The organism is Halosolutus amylolyticus (assembly GCF_023566055.1).
Lineage (GTDB): Archaea > Halobacteriota > Halobacteria > Halobacteriales > Natrialbaceae > Halosolutus > Halosolutus amylolyticus.
On the sequence record NZ_JALIQP010000006.1, the window covers coordinates 42,937 to 61,624 of the forward strand.

Annotated in this window: 18 protein-coding genes; 4 read left to right on the plus strand and 14 right to left on the minus strand. The window is 66.2% G+C overall.

The genetic code is table 11. The annotated features are described in order from the left end of the window. Window positions 1–160: 160 nt before the first annotated feature. Both MUN73_RS19465 and MUN73_RS19470 read right to left on the minus strand, forming a co-directional pair. Window positions 161–553: a type II toxin-antitoxin system VapC family toxin gene (locus tag MUN73_RS19465; protein WP_250142179.1), complete on the minus strand. Its 393-nt coding sequence runs from the start codon at window positions 551–553 to the stop codon at window positions 161–163. After that, complete coding sequence (locus tag MUN73_RS19470; protein WP_250142180.1) at window positions 550–795, minus strand: antitoxin VapB family protein; 246 nt, start codon at window positions 793–795, stop codon at window positions 550–552. The genes MUN73_RS19465 and MUN73_RS19470 overlap by 4 nt, the downstream gene beginning before the upstream one ends. Before the next feature lie 176 nt (window positions 796–971). On the opposite strand from MUN73_RS19470, the gene purD reads away from it, so the two are divergent. Continuing rightward, window positions 972–2,264, plus strand: a complete 1,293-nt coding sequence (purD, locus tag MUN73_RS19475; RefSeq protein WP_250142181.1) for a phosphoribosylamine--glycine ligase — start codon at window positions 972–974, stop codon at window positions 2,262–2,264. 12 nt (window positions 2,265–2,276) lie between these two features. Here the strand turns inward: purD and MUN73_RS19480 are convergent, their stop codons facing one another. Then, a complete protein-coding gene (locus MUN73_RS19480) occupies window positions 2,277–2,720 on the minus strand; it encodes a hypothetical protein (RefSeq protein ID WP_250142182.1) in 444 nt (147 codons plus the stop codon). Between the two features lie 219 nt (window positions 2,721–2,939). Here MUN73_RS19480 and MUN73_RS19485 point away from each other — a divergent pair, with 219 nt between their 5' ends. Continuing rightward, entirely contained in the window at window positions 2,940–5,207 is a 2,268-nt protein-coding gene (locus MUN73_RS19485) for a cation:proton antiporter domain-containing protein (RefSeq protein WP_250142183.1), read from the plus strand. A gap of 42 nt (window positions 5,208–5,249) precedes the next feature. On the opposite strand, the gene MUN73_RS19490 is transcribed toward MUN73_RS19485, so the two are convergent. The 3 genes from MUN73_RS19490 to MUN73_RS19500 all read right to left on the minus strand — a co-directional run bounded on the left by MUN73_RS19490 (window position 5,250) and on the right by MUN73_RS19500 (window position 9,826). Next, entirely contained in the window at window positions 5,250–6,590 is a 1,341-nt protein-coding gene (locus MUN73_RS19490) for an aminotransferase class III-fold pyridoxal phosphate-dependent enzyme (protein WP_250142184.1), read from the minus strand. Between the two features lie 351 nt (window positions 6,591–6,941). Continuing rightward, complete coding sequence (locus MUN73_RS19495) at window positions 6,942–8,234, minus strand: MgtC/SapB family protein (RefSeq protein ID WP_250142185.1); 1,293 nt, start codon at window positions 8,232–8,234, stop codon at window positions 6,942–6,944. Between the two features lie 122 nt (window positions 8,235–8,356). Further along, a complete protein-coding gene (locus tag MUN73_RS19500) occupies window positions 8,357–9,826 on the minus strand; it encodes an aldehyde dehydrogenase family protein (protein WP_250142186.1) in 1,470 nt (489 codons plus the stop codon). A 201-nt stretch (window positions 9,827–10,027) separates the two neighbouring features. On the opposite strand from MUN73_RS19500, the gene dpsA reads away from it, so the two are divergent. Continuing rightward, window positions 10,028–10,573, plus strand: a complete 546-nt coding sequence (gene dpsA / locus MUN73_RS19505) for a DNA starvation/stationary phase protection protein DpsA (RefSeq protein WP_250142187.1) — start codon at window positions 10,028–10,030, stop codon at window positions 10,571–10,573. Between the two features lie 109 nt (window positions 10,574–10,682). Here dpsA and MUN73_RS19510 read toward each other — a convergent pair whose 3' ends face one another. The 4 genes from MUN73_RS19510 to MUN73_RS19525 form a co-directional block, all read right to left on the minus strand. Next, window positions 10,683–10,850 (minus strand): hypothetical protein, encoded by a 168-nt coding sequence (locus MUN73_RS19510; RefSeq protein WP_250142188.1) that lies wholly within the window; start codon window positions 10,848–10,850, stop codon window positions 10,683–10,685. A gap of 106 nt (window positions 10,851–10,956) precedes the next feature. Further along, on the minus strand, window positions 10,957–11,952 hold the full coding sequence (purM, locus tag MUN73_RS19515; RefSeq protein ID WP_250142189.1) for a phosphoribosylformylglycinamidine cyclo-ligase: 996 nt from the start codon (window positions 11,950–11,952) through the stop codon (window positions 10,957–10,959). Between the two features lie 81 nt (window positions 11,953–12,033). After that, complete coding sequence (locus tag MUN73_RS19520) at window positions 12,034–12,684, minus strand: zinc metalloprotease (RefSeq protein ID WP_250142190.1); 651 nt, start codon at window positions 12,682–12,684, stop codon at window positions 12,034–12,036. Further along, complete coding sequence (locus tag MUN73_RS19525; protein ID WP_250142191.1) at window positions 12,681–14,456, minus strand: TraB/GumN family protein; 1,776 nt, start codon at window positions 14,454–14,456, stop codon at window positions 12,681–12,683. Before MUN73_RS19525 ends, MUN73_RS19520 begins: the two co-directional genes overlap by 4 nt. 103 nt (window positions 14,457–14,559) lie before the next feature. Between MUN73_RS19525 and MUN73_RS19530 the strand changes: the two genes are divergently transcribed. Continuing rightward, a complete protein-coding gene (locus MUN73_RS19530; RefSeq protein ID WP_250142192.1) occupies window positions 14,560–15,006 on the plus strand; it encodes an acyl-CoA thioesterase in 447 nt (148 codons plus the stop codon). Between the two features lie 35 nt (window positions 15,007–15,041). On the opposite strand, the gene MUN73_RS19535 is transcribed toward MUN73_RS19530, so the two are convergent. From MUN73_RS19535 to MUN73_RS19550, 4 genes are all read right to left on the minus strand, one after another. Then, the gene (locus MUN73_RS19535; RefSeq protein ID WP_250142193.1) at window positions 15,042–16,109 is read right to left on the minus strand and encodes a S66 family peptidase; all 1,068 of its coding nucleotides are present in this window, start codon (window positions 16,107–16,109) and stop codon (window positions 15,042–15,044) included. 73 nt (window positions 16,110–16,182) lie between these two features. Next, complete coding sequence (locus MUN73_RS19540) at window positions 16,183–17,097, minus strand: DMT family transporter (protein ID WP_250142194.1); 915 nt, start codon at window positions 17,095–17,097, stop codon at window positions 16,183–16,185. An 89-nt stretch (window positions 17,098–17,186) separates the two neighbouring features. Further along, a complete protein-coding gene (cmk, locus tag MUN73_RS19545) occupies window positions 17,187–17,798 on the minus strand; it encodes a (d)CMP kinase (protein WP_250142195.1) in 612 nt (203 codons plus the stop codon). Between the two features lie 73 nt (window positions 17,799–17,871). Continuing rightward, window positions 17,872–18,651 (minus strand): HAD-IIA family hydrolase, encoded by a 780-nt coding sequence (locus tag MUN73_RS19550; RefSeq protein WP_250142196.1) that lies wholly within the window; start codon window positions 18,649–18,651, stop codon window positions 17,872–17,874. Window positions 18,652–18,688: the final 37 nt, after the last annotated feature.

Consider the following 18,688-nt stretch of genomic DNA (forward strand, 5'->3'; position numbering starts at 1 on the left):
GTTTAGCGCGCTGGTTCTTTAGCGTTGACTTCTGGGACCTCTTGCAGAACCGACCCGTTTTCCGAAGTGGCCCCGTCTCATACGGTTTACTGTACGTCATTTCCGGCGCAACCGCGATCCGGGCGGCGGTTGCGCCGGTAAATCGTTACAGCGATCCGTATCAGTACGATTCGATATCGATCTCGTCGATTCGTTCGAAGTGTTCGACGTTTCTCGTGAGGACCGATTCCTCGTGGACGAGCGCCGTCGCACCGATGATCGTATCACCGATCCCGATCGCCTGTCCTTCCGCAGCCAGGCGGCCATCGATTCGTCCGGCTTTCTTCATCACTGCGCCGTCGGCAGGATACGTCGGCTTCGTTTCGAGGACGGCTTCGATGTGTCGCCGCCGCTCGCTCGGCGTCTCCACTCGTTCGAGGCTGTGATAGAGTTCGAACTGGGAGACGGCCGACACCCGAAGCGGGACGTGTTGCTCTTCGAGGGCAGCGATCTTTCGCTTCGCTCGATCGGAATCCTGCATCAGGTCGATAAGAACGTCCGTATCGACGATCACGAGTCCATTCGGTCGACGCGTCGGTCGAGTTCGTCTCGCGATCGATCGTTCCGCTCGCGAATCGCTTCGCGCAACTCCTCGGCTTCGGCATCGGAGAGGAGTCCCGCGAGATCGAGCAGTGACCGCTCGCCGGCGATTCGCTCGACGGTGTCGGAGAACGACTCTCCAGCCTGTTTGCGGCTTTTGAGCCGCTGGTACGCGTCCTCGGTAAGCCGAACGTTTCGGTACTCGGTATCGCCCATGCACACATATGTGTGCAGACTTCGCTTAAGTGTTGGGGCGGACGTCACAAGCCGGCTCTCTCCGAACGGTGTGCCGAGCCGCCATCGTCGTATGCGATCGGTTTCTCCCACGATCGTGTATATTTCCGCTGTCGGAAAGAGCAACGCTTACAGGTTCGTGCGTTCCGATGTCGACCATGCGAGAACACGTTCTGCTGATCGGTGGCGGCGGCCGCGAGCACGCTATCGCTCGTGCGCTCGAGGACAGCGAAGCGGAGCTCTACGCCTGCGCCGGGAACCGCAACCCCGGCATCGCCCGGATCGCGACCGGGTTCGAAACGCTCGACACGACCGACCCCGAGGCGGTCGTCGAATACGCGGAGAAAGTCGACGCGACGATCGCCGTCGTCGGTCCCGAGGCGCCGCTCGCGGCCGGCGTTGCGGACGCGCTCGAGGCCGCGGGGATCTACCCCTTCGGACCGAAGGAAGCCGACGCCCGCATCGAGACGGACAAGGCCTTCCAGCGTCGGTTCATGGAAGAGAACGACGTTCCGGGCTGTCCGGACTTCGAGACGTTCGACGACGTGGAGGCCGCCTGTGACTTTATCGACGAGTACGACGGCGACCTCGCGATCAAACCCGCCGGACTCACCGGCGGCAAGGGCGTAAAGGTCATCGGCGATCAGGTCACCACCGAGGAGGGCAAGGCGTACGTTCGCGACTCGAACTACGATCGGATCGTCCTCGAAGAGCGCCTGATCGGCGAGGAGTTCACCGTCCAGGCGGTCGTCGCCAACGGCGAGTTCGAGACCGCGCCCGCGGTCCAGGACCACAAGCGCGCCTACGAGGGCGACGAGGGGCCGAACACCGGCGGTATGGGCAGTTACTCCGACGCGACGACCGCCCTGCCGTTCATGACCGAGGACGACTACGACGCGGCCGTCGAGATCATCGAGGCGACCGTCGATGCGCTCGAGGATTACCGTGGTATCCTCTACGGCCAGTTCATGCTGACGAGCGAGGGACCGAAGGTCGTCGAGTTCAACGCCCGCTTCGGCGACCCCGAGGCGATGAACACCCTGCCGGTCCTCGAAACGGACTTCCTCGACGTCCTGACGGCCGCACGCGACGGCGAAGCGCCGCCCGAACTCGACTTCGCCGACCAGGCGACGGTCTGCAAGTACGCCGTGCCCGAGGGCTACCCGACAGACCCCGAGGCGGGTGCGAAGGTACAGGTCGACGAGGAGAGCGCCGGAGACGCACTGCTCTACTACGCCAGCGTGGACGAACGCGAGGACGGCATCTACACGACGACCTCCCGATCGTTCGCCCTGGTCGGCGTCGCCGACTCGATCGCCGAGGCCGAGGACCTGGCCGAAGACGCGCTCGCGGTCGCCGGCGAGGAGGGACTGCACGTCCGCCACGACATCGGCAAACCGGACCTCGTCCAGCAGCGGATCGATCACGTGAACGAACTCCGAGGAGAGTGACGACGTCCGCGGTTAGCCGTCCGTTCCGGACTCGTCGTCTCCCACGCCACCCGTCGCGTCGTCGCCAGTGGCGCTCGTCGACTCGTCGTCGCCCACACTCCCCGTCACGTCGTCTGCGATCCCCTCGGTCACCGCGTCGGTTTGCTCGGTCACCGACGACGCCAGATCGTCCATCTGCACGTCCGAGACCAGTCGTTCCGCGTCGATCGCTTCGTCCAGCGTCCGGGGATCGGCCACCGCTCCCAGTCCGTCCGCCTCGATCGCGTTCTTGATCGTCGCGGCGTCGATCGCCGCGTCGATCGATTCGTCGTCGGACTCGCCCATCGAGCGCAGGGCGCGCCGCACCGCGACGTACCCCGCCAGCGCGATCCCGCCGGAGGCGATCGCGCCGGGGATTCCGTACCGTTTGTAGCCGAACGTAACCGCTTTCTTGCCGACCGTGAATGCGCCGATCATTGGATCGGTGGTTCGCCCGAGCGCGGGAAGAGACTGCGGCTTTCGTGGTGAGGGTCGCGGCGAGTTCGGCGGTCGATCGTTTCGATCGCTCCCTGACTGTGTGCCGGCGAGAAGGGTCATCGAGGGCTGTACCTCCGTGGAACGAAGTAGCTGAAGGTGGTAGCGGCCGTCCCGGACCGGGGAGCGAGCGCACACGATCCGGTTCCGGTGAGGAACTCGATGGAGATTATCGACCCGCTCGGCCACCACGAACTGTTCCTCGTCATCGCACAGCTTGCGGTGTTGCTGTTCGTCGCGCGGACGCTGGGGGAACTGTTTCGCTCGATCGGCCAGCCGGCGGTCGTCGGCGAACTCCTCGCGGGCGTCGTCCTCGGTCCCTCGGTGCTCGGCCTCGTCGCACCGGGACTCTACGAGTCCCTGTTCGTCGTTAGCGAGGCGCAGTTTCACCTGCTCGAGGCAATCTCGTGGCTCGGGCTGATCATGCTGTTGATCGTCACCGGACTCGAGACCGACATCGATCTCATCATAAGCAAGGGTCGAACGGCGATCGTCCTCTCGCTCGGCGGAATCCTCGTCCCGTTCGCGTCTGGCTTCGCGCTCGGGTGGTTCCTTCCCGCGGCGTTCATCGCCGCCCCCGAACAGCGAATCGTCTTCAGCCTGTTTATCGCGACGGCGATGAGCATCTCCGCGATCCCCGTCATCGCGAAGGTGCTCATCGAACTCGACGTCATCCGCCGCGACATCGGCCAGTTGATCCTCGCGGCGGGCATGGTCGACGACACGATCGGCTGGATCCTGCTGGCCACGGTCGCCGGACTCGCTCGAACCGGCGTCTTCGACGTCGGCTCGGCCGCGGCGACGATCGTCTCGGTGCTCGTCTTTCTCGCGCTCGCGTTCACGGTCGGGCGACGGCTCACGACGGACCTCCTCCGCTGGGTCGACAACGCGGTCGGAAGCGACACCGCGTTGCTCTCGACGGTGATGGTGCTCGCACTCGCTGCGGGGGCGATCACCCAGTACATGGGGCTCGAGGCGATTCTCGGGGCGTTCGTCGTCGGCGTGCTCGTCGGCCAGGTCAAGCGGTTCGACTACGACCTCCGGCACACGTTCGAGGTGGTCACGCTCTCGATCTTCGCTCCGATCTTCTTCGCGATCGCGGGACTCCGAATGGACGTCGCCGGGCTGGTAGATCCGACGGTTTTCGGCATTTTCCTCGTCGTCCTCGTGGTCGCCTGTTTCGGGAAGTTCGCCGGCATCATGGGAGTGGCACCGCTCGCCGGCCTCTCCCGGTGGGAGGGGATCACGATCGGCGGTGGGATGAACGCGCGGGGGGCGATGGAGATCATCGTCGCGACGATCGGCCTCGGGGCCGGCATCCTGACGACCGAGATGTACAGCATCATCGTCGCGATCGCGATCGTGACGTCGCTGATGGCGCCCGCGATCATGCGCTGGTCGATCCCGAAGATCGAGGTGAGCGAGGACGAGCGCGAGCGGATGGAACGGGAGGCGTACCTCAAACAGAGCTTCGTCGAGAACCTCACGCGGATCCTGTTGCCGACCCGCGGCGGAGCCGATACCCGGTACGCGGCCCGACTGCTCGCGCCGCTGGTCCGCGATCGAGACGTCGAACTGGACCTGCTGTGCGTGAGCGAACCGGCCGACGCCGATCGCGACACGACCCGCGGGCTCCTCGGTCGGATCCGGAACGGCCGGTTCGTGCGCCGATGGCGCGGCCGACGCGAGTCGAGCCCACCCGTCGTTTCGGGCGAGGCCGATCAGGTCTTCACGTCGGTCGAACGGCACCTGGATCTCACGGAGCGAGCGCCCAGACGCATCACTCGCAAACGCGACGGGAACGTCGCCGAGACGATCCTCGGGGAGGTCGACGTCGGGTACGATCTGGTCGTGCTCGGGGAGACCGGCGCCGGCCGGACCCCCGAGGAGCCCCTGTTTAGCGACACCGTCGATCGGGTCGTCCAGGAGGCACCGACCCCAGCGATGATCGTCAGCACCCCGCGGACCTGGCGTTCGGAGCCGTCGGACGAGTGGATCGACGAGCCGATCGATCGGATCCTGCTCCCGACGGTCGGGACGGAGTCCAGTCACTTCGCCGCCGAACTCGCCTGTACCATCGCGGCCCGGGAGAACGCCCTCGTCGAAATCGTCCACGTGGTCGACGCGCCGCCGTTCGACGACCGGTTCGCCGGCGATCCCGACCTCTCCCAGCAGCGCCGGATCGGCGAACAGATCGTCGAGCGGGAGGCGGCACTCGGCAGGCGGCTCGGAGCAAAGGTGCTGACGACGGTGATGACCGCGGAACGACCCGAAGCGAAACTCGTCGAGCGCGCCGATCGAACCGGGGCCGACGTGATCGTCATGGGATCGTACGTGCGCCCGATTTCGCAGCGGGCGTATCTCGGGCGACGCGTCGAGCACGTCATCCGGAACGCGTCGTGTCCGGTGGCGGTGCTCACCTCGATATAGGCGCACGCAGGCGGACCCGGCGAGCGGACTGGAAGCCGATCGTCAGACGTCGGCGGCAGCGTCGTCGATCGCCTCGAAGAGCAGTCTGGCACCCAGTTCGATCTCGCGCTCGGTGACGTCGAGCGGCGGGAGCAGGCGCAAGGTCTTGTGGCCACAGCCGAGCGTGAGCAGGCCGCGCCGGAGCGCGGCTTCGACGACGGCTTCCCGGCGCTCTTTCGTGTCGAACTCGACGGCGAGCATCAGGCCGCGCCCCCGCACGTCGACGATACCCTCGGGGTCGGTCTCCTCGAGGATGGCCCGGAGCTGTTCGCCTCGCTCGCGGACGTTCGCGAGGAGGTTTTGCTCATGAATGGCGTCGATCGTCAGCACGCCCTGCATCGCGGCGATGAAATCGCCAGCACCCCACGTCGAGGAGAGCCGGCCGGTCTCCTCGGGGAAGACGTCCGATCTGGAGATGGTCGCGCCGACGCGCAGTCCCTTCGCGCTGGTGATGACGTCCGGCGTGAGATCGAGGTGGTCGACGGCCCAGAGTTCGCCGGTGCGGCCGAGTCCCGACTGGATCTCGTCGGCGACGACGTTGACGTCGTATCGCTCGCGGATCGCCTCGAGGTCGCTCGCGAACTCCGGGTGTGGAACTCGGTAGCCGCCCTCGCCCTGGAGCGGTTCGAGGATGACGTACGCGAGTTCGTCGGGGTCGATCACGCCCCGTTCGGGGTCGAGTTTGTCCGCGAGAACGTTGCCGCCGGGACCGTCGGTTCGCCAGCGCGTCTCGTAGTCCTCCTGGGAGGCGGGGTACGGGACGCTGATCACGCCAGGCACCTCGGGGTAGCCGGTGCGGTGGACGGCCTTTGATCGGTTGAGCGAGAGCGCGCCGAGCGTGCGGCCGTGGAAGGCCCCCTCGAACGTGACCGCGCGGTGGCCGCCCGACGCGTAGCAGATCTTGATGGCGTTCTCGACGGCCTCGGCTCCGGAGTTCGAGAGGAACACGCGGTCCATGTCGTAGTGGTCGGTCATCGCGACCAGCCGGTCCATCAGCTGGGTCGGGCCGGGGAAGTCCGCGTCGTCGGGTGCACCGCCGCCGCTGACGTAGAAGTCCTGGCCGGCGATCTTCAGCGGATCGACGAGGTCGAACTCCCGGAGCCGATCGCGAACTGCCGGGTTGTTGTATCCGAGCGGGGCGGCCGCGACGTGACTCGTGAAGTCAAGCAGAACGTTGCCGTCGACGTCGGTGCAGAAGGGGCCGATCGCCTCGGCCTGCGAATCCCAGACGAACTCGTAGACGTAGGTACTCGGGGCGGCGAACTGGTGGTGATAGTCGACCCACCGTTTCGCACCGTCGCCCGGAATCGTCTCGACCTGCGGCTCGACCGTGTCGCGGTCCATAGCACCGATTGGTGTGCCAGTGTGTAAAATTAATCGATGTATTTCATCGAACGGGCGAGATACACTCGTATCTGTCCGATTCCGTCACAATCTATTACACGATTGGTATGGAACCATCATCGACGATCGAACGTGGGCGTTCCCCTCGGGCCGGCGCCGACGGACCGAACGGTCTCCCGAGCGAAACTGCCGTACCGATCCACGGGGGACAGCCGAGACGGAGTATAGTAGCAACTGAAAGTCAATGCACACCTGATCGCAGGACGGCTTTGCGATCAGTGTGTAACTCGTTTCAGTTGCTACTATATCGTGCCGATCCAGAACGGTGGGGAGGAGGCCGCGATCGCGCGTCTAGAGCGCGATGATGACCGACGCCAGCGCGCCGCCGACCAGCAACATCGCGCTGTAGGCCGCGACCTGGTTGCGAAAGCCGTGGTTCGTCGAGGTCGCGGCGAGCATCGCTTTCACGACGATGCTCGAGACCGTCGCCAGCAAGATCGCGAGCGTCGCCTCGGCCGGACCGAGCTGGCCGCCACGGTAGAGGACGACGGCCGACGTCGTCGCGCCGGCGCTGGAGACGAATCCGCTCGCGACGGCCGTCGCGTAGAAGCCGAGCGTCCCGAACCACGTCTCGGCAAGCGACCCGAACACGAGGACGACGAGGAAGACGGCTCCGAACGCCAGCGCGTTCTTCATCGAGAACGGGCTCTCGAGTTCCATCGGGCCGGATTCGCCCCAGTCCGCGGTCACCGCGGCGACGCCGAACGCGATCAGGATCACCGCTCCGAGCGGGACGATCGCCTCGACGAGCACCGGGGTGGCCCCGCCCATCGTGAACCCGACGGCGATCGCGAGGTTTCGCGTCGCCATCGCGGCGTTGGCGAGCAAGATCGCGGCGACAGCGTAGGAGGACGCCTCGGGGCGCTGGTTGACGTGGTCGAGCATCGTGCCCACGACCGCGGTCGACGACGCGAGGCCGCCGAAAAAGCCCGTGACGGCGATGCCCCGGCCGCCGTAGGTCGAGACGATCGCGTAGTTGACGATCCCGATCCCGGCGACGGCGACGACCATCAGCCAGATTACCTGTGGTTCGAGCGGGATGGTAATCGGCCCGACGGGGAGGTCGTACTCGGCCGGCAACAGCGGGTAGATGACGAACGCCAGGATGGCGAACTCGGTCGTCGATCGCATCTCCTCGCGGGAGAGCCCCCACGCGAACTCGTGGAGTTCCCGCTTCAACACGAGCAACAGCGACGAGAGGACGGCGACGGTCACGCCCTCCAGGATGAAGCCGGCGGCCACGAGCGCGCCGACGCCGTAGGCGACGAGCATCGAGACCGAGGTCGTCAGCGAGAGACCGGCACCCTCGTCGCCGAGCAACCCCTGGACGGCGAGCAACACCCCCTGAACGATCACGAGCAGGCCGCCGAGCATCAGCAGTCCCTGCCCGACGGCCGTTTCGATCGCGAGGATGGTGAAGACGGCGGCGAGCAGGCTGATCAGCGAGAAGGTCCGGATGCCCGCCGACTTCTGGGACCACTCGCGCTCGAGTCCGAGGAACATCCCCAGCGCGCCGGCGAGGGCGATACGGACGACAGCCTCGTCGAGGGGCGCATCGACGACCTGCAGCGGTACCCCGTTCACTGCCGATAATTTCTCCCGAGTACCTATAAACGACGTGCTGGCTATCAAACGACGTGCTGGCTATCGGCGACGCAAAAGCGGAGAGAGCGGTCAGTAGGGAGAGAGACGATTGGGCCGTCCGATCAGAGGATGATGCTCTTCTTGCGCATCATCTCGTGGATCGAGGCGTCGAGGCCCTCGCGGCCGATGCCCGAATCCTTGTTCCCGCCGAAAGGAATGTCGCCGAGGCCGTGGCTCGGCGCACCGTTGATGCGGACCGCGCCGGCGTCGATCCGGTCGGCCATCTCCATGGCCCGATCGTAGTCGCTCGTGAAGACGGCGGCGTCGAGCGCGAGGTCGGAGCCGTTGGCGATCTCGACGGCTTCCTCGTCGTCCTCGAACGTCGTGACGGCGGCGACGGGGCCGAACTGCTCTTCGTCGACGATGCGGGCGTCCTGCGGGACGTTCGCCAGCAGCGTCGGTTCGAAGAACTGGTCGCCGAGTTCGTCCGGGACGCCTTCGGGAGCGCGGCGTTCGCCGCCGCGGACGAGGTCGGCGCCCTTCTCGACGGCGTCGTCGACGAGTTCCTGGACCCACTCGGCCTGGTCCTCGCTGATGAGCGGGCCGAAGGCGGTGTTCTCGTCGAAGAGGTCGCCGGCCTCCCAGGCGTCCATCTGGGTGTCGATCTGGTCGACGAGGTCGTCGTGGACGGACTCGTTGGCGACCACGCGCGAGACGGCCGAACAGCGCTGGCCGGCGTACTTCAGCGACCCCTTGACGCAGTTGCCCGCGACGTCGGTCAGGTCGGCGTCGTCGAAGACGACCGCCGGCGCGTTCCCCCCGAGTTCCATGTGGAGGTTGACCATGCCGCTCTCGCGAGCGACGTGCTTGCCGGCGCCGGAGGACCCGGTCATCGCGATCGCGTTGACCCGATCGTCCCCCGAGAGGACGTCGCCGATCTCGCTGGCCTCGCCGGGGACGAAGTTGAACGCGCCGTCGGGAATTCCGTCGACGTCGTCGATGACGTCAGCGAGGATCGCCGACGAAACGGGCGTTTTACTCGCGGGTTTGAGCAGGACGCTGTTGCCGGCGGCGAGTGCAGGGGCAACCTGTAATGCCGTCGTCGCCAGCGGGTAGTTGTACGGCGTGATACAGAGCACTGCACCGATCGGTTCGTGTTTGACGATGGCGTTCCAGCCCTCGTGGCCGCTCGTCGAGCCCTCGCGGAACTCGCCCTTGCTGACGATGTTCCGGGCTTCCTCGGCCGCGCGATCGAACCGTTCGGCCGCGCTGGCGACCTCGCCGCGGGCCGAAGAGATCGGCTTGCCGGCCTCCCGGACGATGACCTCGGCGAGTTCCTCCTCGCGCTCGCGCAGGCCCTCGGCGATCGACTCACACCACGTCGCGCGTTCGACGACGGTGGTCTCCCGCAGTTCGGGTTTGATTTCGTGGGCTGCTGCGAGGGCAGTCCGTGCCTCGGTCGGCCCCGCAGCCGCGATCTGTGCGAAGGTGCCGCCGTCGGCGAGGTCCGTGACCGACAGGGTGTCGTCGGTCTCGATCCACTCGCCGTCGACGTAGATCCGCTCTCTCCGCTGTGCCACTCTCGTTGCCATATCTCCCTCTTGAACGCCCACACTAAAAATATTTACTCACGCTCGAAAAAACTCGGACCGCGATGACGTTCGGGAAAACGTTGGTGTATGTCGATACCGAGAACATGCAGGCACGATATCGGAAGTAATTTTTTAGCCTCACCAAAAATTGTTTTGTCATGGATAACGTTTAAGGGGATTGCGCGAGTACTACCGAATACGATGAGCACCCAGAAGACCGTCCGTCAATCGGCCGATGCCGTCGAGGAGAACAGCCTCCGGCTCGACCAGGACAAAGCCGAGCAGATCGTCGACGCGCTGAACACCGAACTGGCGAACGCGTACGTCCTGTACCACCAGCTCAAGAAACACCACTGGGTCGTCGAGGGTGCGGAGTTCCTGCCGCTCCACGAGTTCTTCGAAGAGGCCTACGAGAACGTCGAGGAAGCGGCCGACGAAATCGCCGAACGCACCCAGGCGCTCGGCGGCGTGCCCGTCTCCGGCCCCGCGAACCAGGAGAAGCGAGCAACCGTCGAGTTCGAGGGTGAGGACGTCTACGACATCCGGACGATGATGGAGAACGACCTCGAAATGTACGGCGACATCATCGAGTCGATGCGCGATACGATCGAACTCGCCGACAACCTCGGGGACTACGCGACGGCCGAACTCATGCGCGAGATCCTCGTGACGACCGAGGAGGACGGCCACCACTTCGAACACTACCTCGAGGACGACACGCTGGTGCTCGAAGAGGCGACGAAGTAAGGAGACACTCGTCGCGCCGGACGTCGACGATCGGCCGTTCGCCGACTCCGACGATCGATTCTTTCGGACCAATCGCTACCGACAGTCGCGAGTACGTCGTGACTGCAGATCAGGGTTCGAGGTCGACAGTCAGATCGGTCGCGATCCAGCCGTCGGTGTTGTCTCGCTCGGTAAAGACGATCTTGCCGGGGCGGGTCTCGTGACAGCTCACGACCGCCGCCGGCTCCTCGATATTCTCGTCGAGGTCGGCATCCTGCCTGCGGGCGGGTACGTCCATCACGTGGAGTTAGGCGAGCCTAAAACTATAAGGGTTTTGGTCGACCTAAGAGTTCGGAACCGATCGGAGCCATCCGTCGCGCGGCGCCGTCCGTCGCGTCGATCGGTCAGGACAGCGAGAGTCCGCGGATCTCGACGCTGTCGCCGTTTTCGACGTGACCGATAATCTGCCCGTCGGTCTCGGCGACGAGCGCGTCGGCCTCCGACTCGGGGACGGCGACGACGAAGCCGGTGCCCATGTTGAACGTCCGGTGCATCTCCTCGTCCGTCACCGACCCCTCCTGCTGGACGAACTCGAAGACCGGCTGGGCGGGCAGTGGGTCGTCGATGGCGTACGTTCGATCGCCCATCCGGAGCAGGTTCGTCCAGCCGCCGCCGGTGACGTGGGCCGCGGCACGGACGTCGTGTTCGTGCATCGGTTCGAGCAGGTCCGTATAGATGCGGGTCGGGCGCAGGAGCTCCTCACCGATCGTGCGTTCGTCGTCGAACGGGAACGGGTCGGTATAGTCGTGATCGCGGGTGACCGCTTCGCGGGCCAGCGTGAGCCCGTTCGAGTGGATCCCGTTCGAGGGGAAGCCGACGAGGACGTCGCCGACCGCGGCCTCGCCCTCCAGCACGTCGTCTTTCGCGGCGAGTCCGGCGCAGGTGCCCGCGAGGTCGAAGCCCGTCACGACCTCGGGCATCACCGCCGTCTCGCCGCCGAGCATCGTCAGGTCGGCCTCCTCGAGGCCGACCGCCAGCCCCTCGCCGACCTGGTTCGTCAGCTCCTCGTCCGGTTCGTCGATCGCGAGGTAGTCGACGAACGCGACGGGCTCGACCCCCGCGGCGACGAGGTCGTTGACGTTCATCGCGATGCAGTCGATCCCGATCGTCGAGAAGTCCGCGATCGCTTCCGCGACCAGCAGTTTCGTGCCGACGCCGTCGGTCGCGAGCGCGAGGTATCGATCGCCGATGTCGAGCAGGCCGGCGTACTCGGTCGTCAGGTCGCTGCCGAACGCCGACAGTAGCGCCGCCGTCGCGTCCTCGCTGGCCTCGATGTCCACGCCGGTGTCGGCGTAGGTGAGTCGCTCCCGCTCGCTCCCCTCGTCCGCTGGATCGGTCATGGATGAACGACCTCGTGGCGTGAGCAAAAGGTCACCGGTTAGCGCCGGTGCCCGTGGACGCCCCGACGCCGGACCCGATCGTCAGAAGAAGCCGAACAGGACGTAGAATCCCACGAGCAGGACCAGGCTCACCGCGAAGACGACGGCGAAGACCGGTTTGCTCCACTGCAGCACCGACTTCCCGTCGAGCGGTCCGAACGGGATCATGTTGAACGCGGCCAAGAAGAGGTTGATGAGGACGCCGAGGTGACCGATCGTTCCGAGGAACCCGACGATCCCGGGCTGGCCGCTGAAGAGCATCAGCGGGAAGAACATGAGCGCGAGCAGGTGGTTCGTCACCGGCCCGGCGAGCGCGATGTGGCCGTTCTCCCGGTTCGTGATCCGTCCCCTGTGGTAGACTGCACCGGGCGCGGCGAAGAGGAAGCCGATCAGGGCGCTCATGATCGCCAGAAAGAGCATCTGGTAGTCCGCCCGGAACTCCGCGATCTGGCCGTACTCGATCGCGACGACCTTGTGGGCGAGTTCGTGCAGGAGGAAGGCGATCCCGACGGTGACGAAGCTCAGGCCGATCGTGAGCAGGAAGTCGCCGATCGTCGCGCCGCCGAGGTGAACTGGCGCGAGCAACAGCGCGAAGGCGACGCTCAACGAGATCCAGGCCAGCGCGAGGTCGAACAGTTCCTTGTGGCTGAACGTGAGTTCGGCGTCCGGCTTCCGACGACTTCGGTAGCTCACGTGAAAAGCCCCCACAGGAGTTCGAGCGTGTTGCGGGCACCCTGGAGCAGTTCGTCGAACAGGGCGTCGACGCCGCCGATCTCGCCCCCTGCCAGCCACGGGAGGACGACGATCGGGAACAGGACCGTCGCGATCATGCTCCCGACGTTCGTGAGCGCGACGATCATGATCAACCGGAAGAGGGGCACGTCGAACATGTCCTCGAGCGCGTCGGCCATCGGGCGTTCCGTGTCGCCGACGATGTCGTTGAGCGTCTGGATGTCCCGCACGTTCACCGGCCGGTACTTGAGTTCGACGTAGCCCGCGAACCAGCCGGGTGCCAGCAGCGGGTTGATGCTGGTCAGCCAGGCGACGCTTCCGCCGACGCCGGCGCTGGTCCAGCGGGCCCCGGCCAGTCGGGCCAGCGTGAACGCGAAGATTCCGTTGAACAGGAACCACGCGAGGAAGATCTGGAGGAGGAACGTGTTCTGGACGCCCGCCATGATCAGCAGGAAGAAGAAGCCGACGAAGCCGAGCATTACCAGGTAGCCGACGATCTTCAGCGGCGAGAACCGCCGTCCCGACGCGGTTCCGGTCAGCGACTCCATCGGCGGGAGTTCGTCGGGATTGAGAAGGTAGTGTTCGATGCCGGCCTTGTGTCCCGCCCCGACGACGGCGACGACCTCGTACCCCTGTTCCCGGAGCTGGTGGAGCTTGTGTGCGATGTAGGCGTCGCGTTCGTCGATCAGTGCGTTCGCACCCCGGGGGCTGAACCGGCGAAACTCCTCCATCATCGCCGCGACGACGTCGCCGTCGGTCATCTCCTCGATGTCGATCTCGTCGATGTCCTCGACGTCCCCGCCGAGCGCGTCGAAGACGAATCCGAGCACCGCACCGATCGCGACCCCGACGCCGAGTCCGGCCAGCGCGCCGATCGTGCCCCGGATCGCGTACTCGCCGGCCCCTTCGACGGTCGACGCCGAGAACGGCCCGACGAAGGTGTTCGTCGCGACCAGCGTGAGACAGCCGGCGACGCCGATCGCGACGCCGCCCAGGAGCCGCATCGAGAAGCCGCTGAGGAGACCGCCGGTGTAGCTCTGGGCCGACTCCAGCGAGGGCAAAAAGACCAGTCCGAGTAACAGTCCGCCGACGACGCCGATCCCCGTCGCACCGACGAACTGCAACGTGGTGGGGTCGCTTACCCCGAGGGTCAAGAGGTCGCCGAATCCGAGCGCCGGCCCGAGAAACGCAGCGAAAACGAGTCCGACGAACAGTCCGCCGACGGCACCGACGGCCAGCCCGATCGTCCGCGGATCGGTGATCCCCAGCGCGAGGCCGCCGACCATCTTCAGCTTCTCGACGAACGACAGGCGACTCCAGAACCGCTGGATCGTCACCTGGATGTCCCGATCGACCAGTGCGACGCCGTGACCGTTGCGCTCGGCGGCCTCGATCGCCGCCCGCATGTCCGCACCGGGTTCGATGTCGAACCGTTCGCCGAGTCGGGACTGGACGTACGACAGCATCCAGTAGGCCAGGAACTGGAAGACGGTGTTCCCCGAGAGGAGATCTTTGGCTTCGACGTCGTCCGGGGTCCCGCCCTGCATCTGTCGATACCGACCCTCGTCGAGTTCGACGGCGACGACGTCCGGGTCCTCCCGATCGACCGTCTCGTGAACGTCGTCGACGCTCGCTTGCGAGACGTGTGCCGTCCCGAGGACGTGGACGGATCCGCGTCCGTCGGCCGGCGGCTCGGGGGGTTCCGGCACGTCGGCGTCGCCTGCATCGCTCATTACCGGGTCAACTCGGCGACGACTTTTACCAGTATCGGACCCGCGCGACCCGGGGAAGCCACCGACAGCAAGACTGATCAGCGTCGTCCCGGAACGTCCGGCGATGACCGATCTCATGGAGACGCTGATCGAGAACCGGGAGATGGTGCAGCCGAACCACGCGAACAACCTCGAGGTCACCCACGGCGGAAACGTCATGAAGTGGATGGACGAGGTCGGCGCGATGTCGGCGATGCGGTTCTCGGGGGAGACCTGCGTCACCGCACGGGTCAACCGGATGAACTTCGAGCGGCCGATCCCGGTCGGCGACACCGCGTTCATCACGGCCTACGTCTACGAGGCGGGAACCTCCAGCGTGAAGGTCCGCCTGATCACCGAACGGGAGGACCTGCGAACGCGAGAGCGCGAGAAGACCACCGAATCCTACTTCGTCTACGTCGCGATCGACGACGACAACATGCCGACGACGGTTCCCGAACTGACGGTCAGCACCGAGGAGGGAGAGCGCCTCCGAGAGGAGGCGATCGAGGGCGAGAACGGCGACCTGTAGCTGGAGTCCGTGGAGGCGGCCCGATCGCGACCGGTTCACTCGAACCGGACGGTCTCCACCCCGGGGTCGATCCGGACGCGACCGCCGATCGGGATCGGGGTCGTCGGCCACGTGTGTCCGAAGTCCAGGTTCGAGACCACGGGTGCGTCGGGGTTGTACTCGGCGACCACGTCCTCGATCACTGCCCGCTGGTCGGCTCGATACTGTTCTCGGCGGTCCGCCGGCCTGGACTCGAGGTGGGACTGCGCCGCCGGACGACCGACGAGCACCCCGTCGAACCGTTCGAGGAGGCCCCGTTCGCCGAGCGCCCGGAATACACCCGCGACCCAGGCGGGGTCCGGGAGTTCCTCCGAGGTCTCGATCGCGAGGATCGTGCCGTCGAGGGCCGACTCGGTCGGCAGATACTGGTCCGCGATGAACTGCTGGTCGAGGACCTCGAGACACCCACCCCAGACCCGGCCCTCGACGGGCGTCTCGCCGCCGGCCCACTTCCAGCCCGGATTCGGCTCCGTCTCGCGGGGCTCGTCTAGCGAGTCGAGGTCCGCCCAGTCGCCCGATTCGTCGGTGAACTCGTCCGCGGGGCGAAGCTCGCCGAACGAGTCCTCGAAGAACGCCCGTTCGGTGTATTCGACGGTGTGCTCGAAGAGGCCGCCCTCCATCGAGAGTTCGGCCATCACCGACGGACCGTAGTACGAGACGATCCCGAGGTTCCACAGGTACGACGCGAGGTGCGTGTTGTCGCTGTAGCCGTAGAACCGCGTGGGGTTCGCCCGGAGCACGTCGGGATCGAGGTGGTCGAGGACCCGGACCTGGTCGTTGCCGCCGATGACGGCGATCACGCCGCTGATCTCGGGGTCCTCGAACGCGTCCATCACGTCCCTGGCGCGTTCTTCCGGGTGGTCGTAGAGGTAGTCGTCGTCCCTCTCGGTCGTCGGATACTCCACTGGTTCGAGGTCGAATACGTTCCGGAGCCGATCGAGACCCTGCTCGTAGACGCGGGGAAACTCGGTCGACGGGTTCCTCGACGGGGCAACGACCGCGATCCGATCGCCCCGCTCCAGCGCCGGTGGCGTGACGAATTCGCGTTCTCCGTGTCCGGACATACCGTTTCGTTTCGGCGATCGTCTCAAATAGTTGATTGTGGTATGATACCATCAATCAATCGGAGCGTGCTGGTTACGGACGGCCGACGAACGCGGTGAATCCGACCGCGTCGACGATCACCTGGCGCTTGAGCAGGGCAAAGCCCAGCGCGACCAGCCCGAAGCCGCCGATCGTCAGGGCCGTGATCGACTCGCCGAGGACGAACACGCCCACGACCGTCGCGACGACCGGGATGAGATACGCGACGAGCGCCGCCTCGAACGCGCCGTGTTCGTCGAGAATCGTGAAGTAGATCAGGTAGGCGATCGCGGTCGAGAAGATCCCGAGGTAGAGCACCGTGGCGACCGCCGTCGGTGCCGTCGCCTGGACCGCCGGGATTTCGCCGGCACCCAGGCTGACGGCGTGCAGGAGGAGCGCACCGACGACCATCGACCACCCCGTCAGGGACACTCGATCGATCGTCGGTCCGGCGCGCTGGATCACCACGCCGCCGAGGGCGACACTGACGACCTGCAGGACGACGAGCAGGCGGGCCGCGGTGTCGCCGGCGAGCAGGTCGGTCGGATCCGGCCTGACGACGAGCCCGATCCCGAGAAAGCCGATCGCAACGCCGACGGCGCCGATCGGCGAGAGTCGCTCGTCCAGCAAGAAGAGTGCCCACAGCGCGGTGAAGATGGGAACCAGCGCCTGGATGATCGCCGCGACGCCGCTCGGAACAGTCTGCTGGCCGACGAAGAGGAGGCCGTTGCCACCGATGAGGAAGAGGCCGCCGCCGACGATCGCCGCCGCGTTGTGCCGGCCCCGCGGCCACCAGTCGTCGACGCGGATCGCGGCGTAGCCGAGCAACAGGACCGCGGCGACGTCGTAGCGGATCGCCGCGAACAGGAGCGGCGGCAGGTACTCGAGACCGACCGCGATCGCCGGAAAAGACAGCCCCCAGAGGACGGCGAGCAGGAGGAAGAGCGACACGTCGACGAGTCGGGTCACGCAATCGAGTTTCGTCGACCGGCGCAAAGGGCTGGCGGTTCCGGCGATCCGATCGGATACCGCTGTCGACACCAGCGCGGGCGCGCCGGCTACAGATCCACCGCGGGCGTGGTGAACGACCCCTCGTCGGTGTCCGGATCGTACTCGTCGATCGCGGTTCGGACGAGCCTGAACACGCCGTTCTTGCTCCAGCGGGCGGTGTTGATCTGGAGGTCGTAGAACCCGCGATCGGTAACGTCGATGTCGTAGTACGCCTGATACCGCCCGGCTTCGCTGACCTCACGGACCCGCATCTCCGCCTCCGTCTCGACCCGGTCGCTGATCCGCTCCAGACGAACGGCCTCGGGTGCGTCGAGCCAGATCCGCAGGTCCGCCCGATCACCCGCGAGCCAGCCCGCGAGTCGCGATTCGAGGATGAACGGCTTGTTGCTCGCGCCCCACTGTTCGGCGATCGACTGGAGGCGACCGTCCAGCGCCCGATCGATCTCGTCGGACGAGTCCGCCTGTGCCGTCAACTGGTTGAGGCTGACGCCGCGATCGTCGGCGAGTTCGCGGAAGATGTCGCCCCCGGAGACGTACGGACAGCCCATCGCGTCCGAGAGGCGCTCGCACAGCGTCGTGGCACCACAGCCCGGTGGCCCGGAGACGGTGACGAAGAGGTTGGTATCGATCTCCGCGGTCGAAGCGCCGTTCGTGGACATAGGCCCCGTTTCTCTCGAAGGGTGAAAAGAGGATGGGGCACGCGTCTTCCCGCCGCCACTGCGAACGCGCCGATCAGAGTAGCCGGTCGACGTCGGCCAGCGACTCGAGCACGTAGTCGGGTTCGACGGACGACTCGTCGATCGTAGCCCGATCCGTCACGCCGGTCAGGACGACGGCCGTCGTCATGCCGGCCCGGTTCCCAAGCGCGATGTCGGTGTCGAGCCGATCGCCGACGACGAGGGTTCGTTCGGGGTCGGCGTCGAGCCGGTTCATCGCCGCGGCGGCGGCGATCGTGGAGGGTTTCCCGAGAATCGCGTCAGGTTCTCGCCCGGCGACGGCCTCCATCGCGGCGAGGATCGCCCCCGACCCGGGAATCGATCCGTCCTCGACCGGGATGGTCGCGTCCGGGTCGGTCCCGTAGAACGGCACGTCGCCGTCGAGCGCCCGCAGGGCCTCCCAGAGCGTGTCGAACGAGAAGTCCGTGTCGAACGAGCCGACGACGACCTCGGCCGCGTCGGGATCCGCGGTGAGTTCGACCGCCGCCTCCTCGAGGATCGCCGCGAGCCGATCGCTCCCGACGAGGTAGACCCGGTCGCCGGGATGGGTGGTCGCGAGGTACTCCGCGGCGACGGTCGCGGACGTGAGGACTGACCCGGGGTCGACGTCGATTCCGTGGGGCTCGAGTTTCTCGCCGTACTGGTCGCTGCCGCGGGTCGGGTTGTTCGAGAAGAGGAGTCTGGCACAGCCCGCGTCGTCCAGCGCGTGCAACCCGTCGGTAACGTCCGGAACGAGTTCCTCGCCCCGGACGATCGTGCCGTCGACGTCGAGAATCGCCGCCTCGTACGCAGTCATCGCCACCGGCTACGGCTGGGCGCGGATTGAGTGTTTG

Excerpts from the sequence above, each read along its gene's own strand:
- MUN73_RS19470 (WP_250142180.1), bottom strand. The coding sequence starts at position 795 with ATGGGCGATACCGAGTACCGAAACGTTCGGCTTACCGAGGACGCGTAC.
- purD (WP_250142181.1), top strand. The coding sequence starts at position 972 with ATGCGAGAACACGTTCTGCTGATCGGTGGCGGCGGCCGCGAGCACGCT.
- MUN73_RS19480 (WP_250142182.1), bottom strand. The coding sequence starts at position 2,720 with ATGATCGGCGCATTCACGGTCGGCAAGAAAGCGGTTACGTTCGGCTAC.
- MUN73_RS19485 (WP_250142183.1), top strand. The coding sequence starts at position 2,940 with ATGGAGATTATCGACCCGCTCGGCCACCACGAACTGTTCCTCGTCATC.
- MUN73_RS19490 (WP_250142184.1), bottom strand. The coding sequence starts at position 6,590 with ATGGACCGCGACACGGTCGAGCCGCAGGTCGAGACGATTCCGGGCGAC.
- MUN73_RS19500 (WP_250142186.1), bottom strand. The coding sequence starts at position 9,826 with ATGGCAACGAGAGTGGCACAGCGGAGAGAGCGGATCTACGTCGACGGC.
- dpsA (WP_250142187.1), top strand. The coding sequence starts at position 10,028 with ATGAGCACCCAGAAGACCGTCCGTCAATCGGCCGATGCCGTCGAGGAG.
- MUN73_RS19510 (WP_250142188.1), bottom strand. The coding sequence starts at position 10,850 with ATGGACGTACCCGCCCGCAGGCAGGATGCCGACCTCGACGAGAATATC.
- purM (WP_250142189.1), bottom strand. The coding sequence starts at position 11,952 with ATGACCGATCCAGCGGACGAGGGGAGCGAGCGGGAGCGACTCACCTAC.
- MUN73_RS19525 (WP_250142191.1), bottom strand. The coding sequence starts at position 14,456 with ATGAGCGATGCAGGCGACGCCGACGTGCCGGAACCCCCCGAGCCGCCG.
- MUN73_RS19530 (WP_250142192.1), top strand. The coding sequence starts at position 14,560 with ATGACCGATCTCATGGAGACGCTGATCGAGAACCGGGAGATGGTGCAG.
- MUN73_RS19535 (WP_250142193.1), bottom strand. The coding sequence starts at position 16,109 with ATGTCCGGACACGGAGAACGCGAATTCGTCACGCCACCGGCGCTGGAG.
- cmk (WP_250142195.1), bottom strand. The coding sequence starts at position 17,798 with ATGTCCACGAACGGCGCTTCGACCGCGGAGATCGATACCAACCTCTTC.
- MUN73_RS19550 (WP_250142196.1), bottom strand. The coding sequence starts at position 18,651 with ATGACTGCGTACGAGGCGGCGATTCTCGACGTCGACGGCACGATCGTC.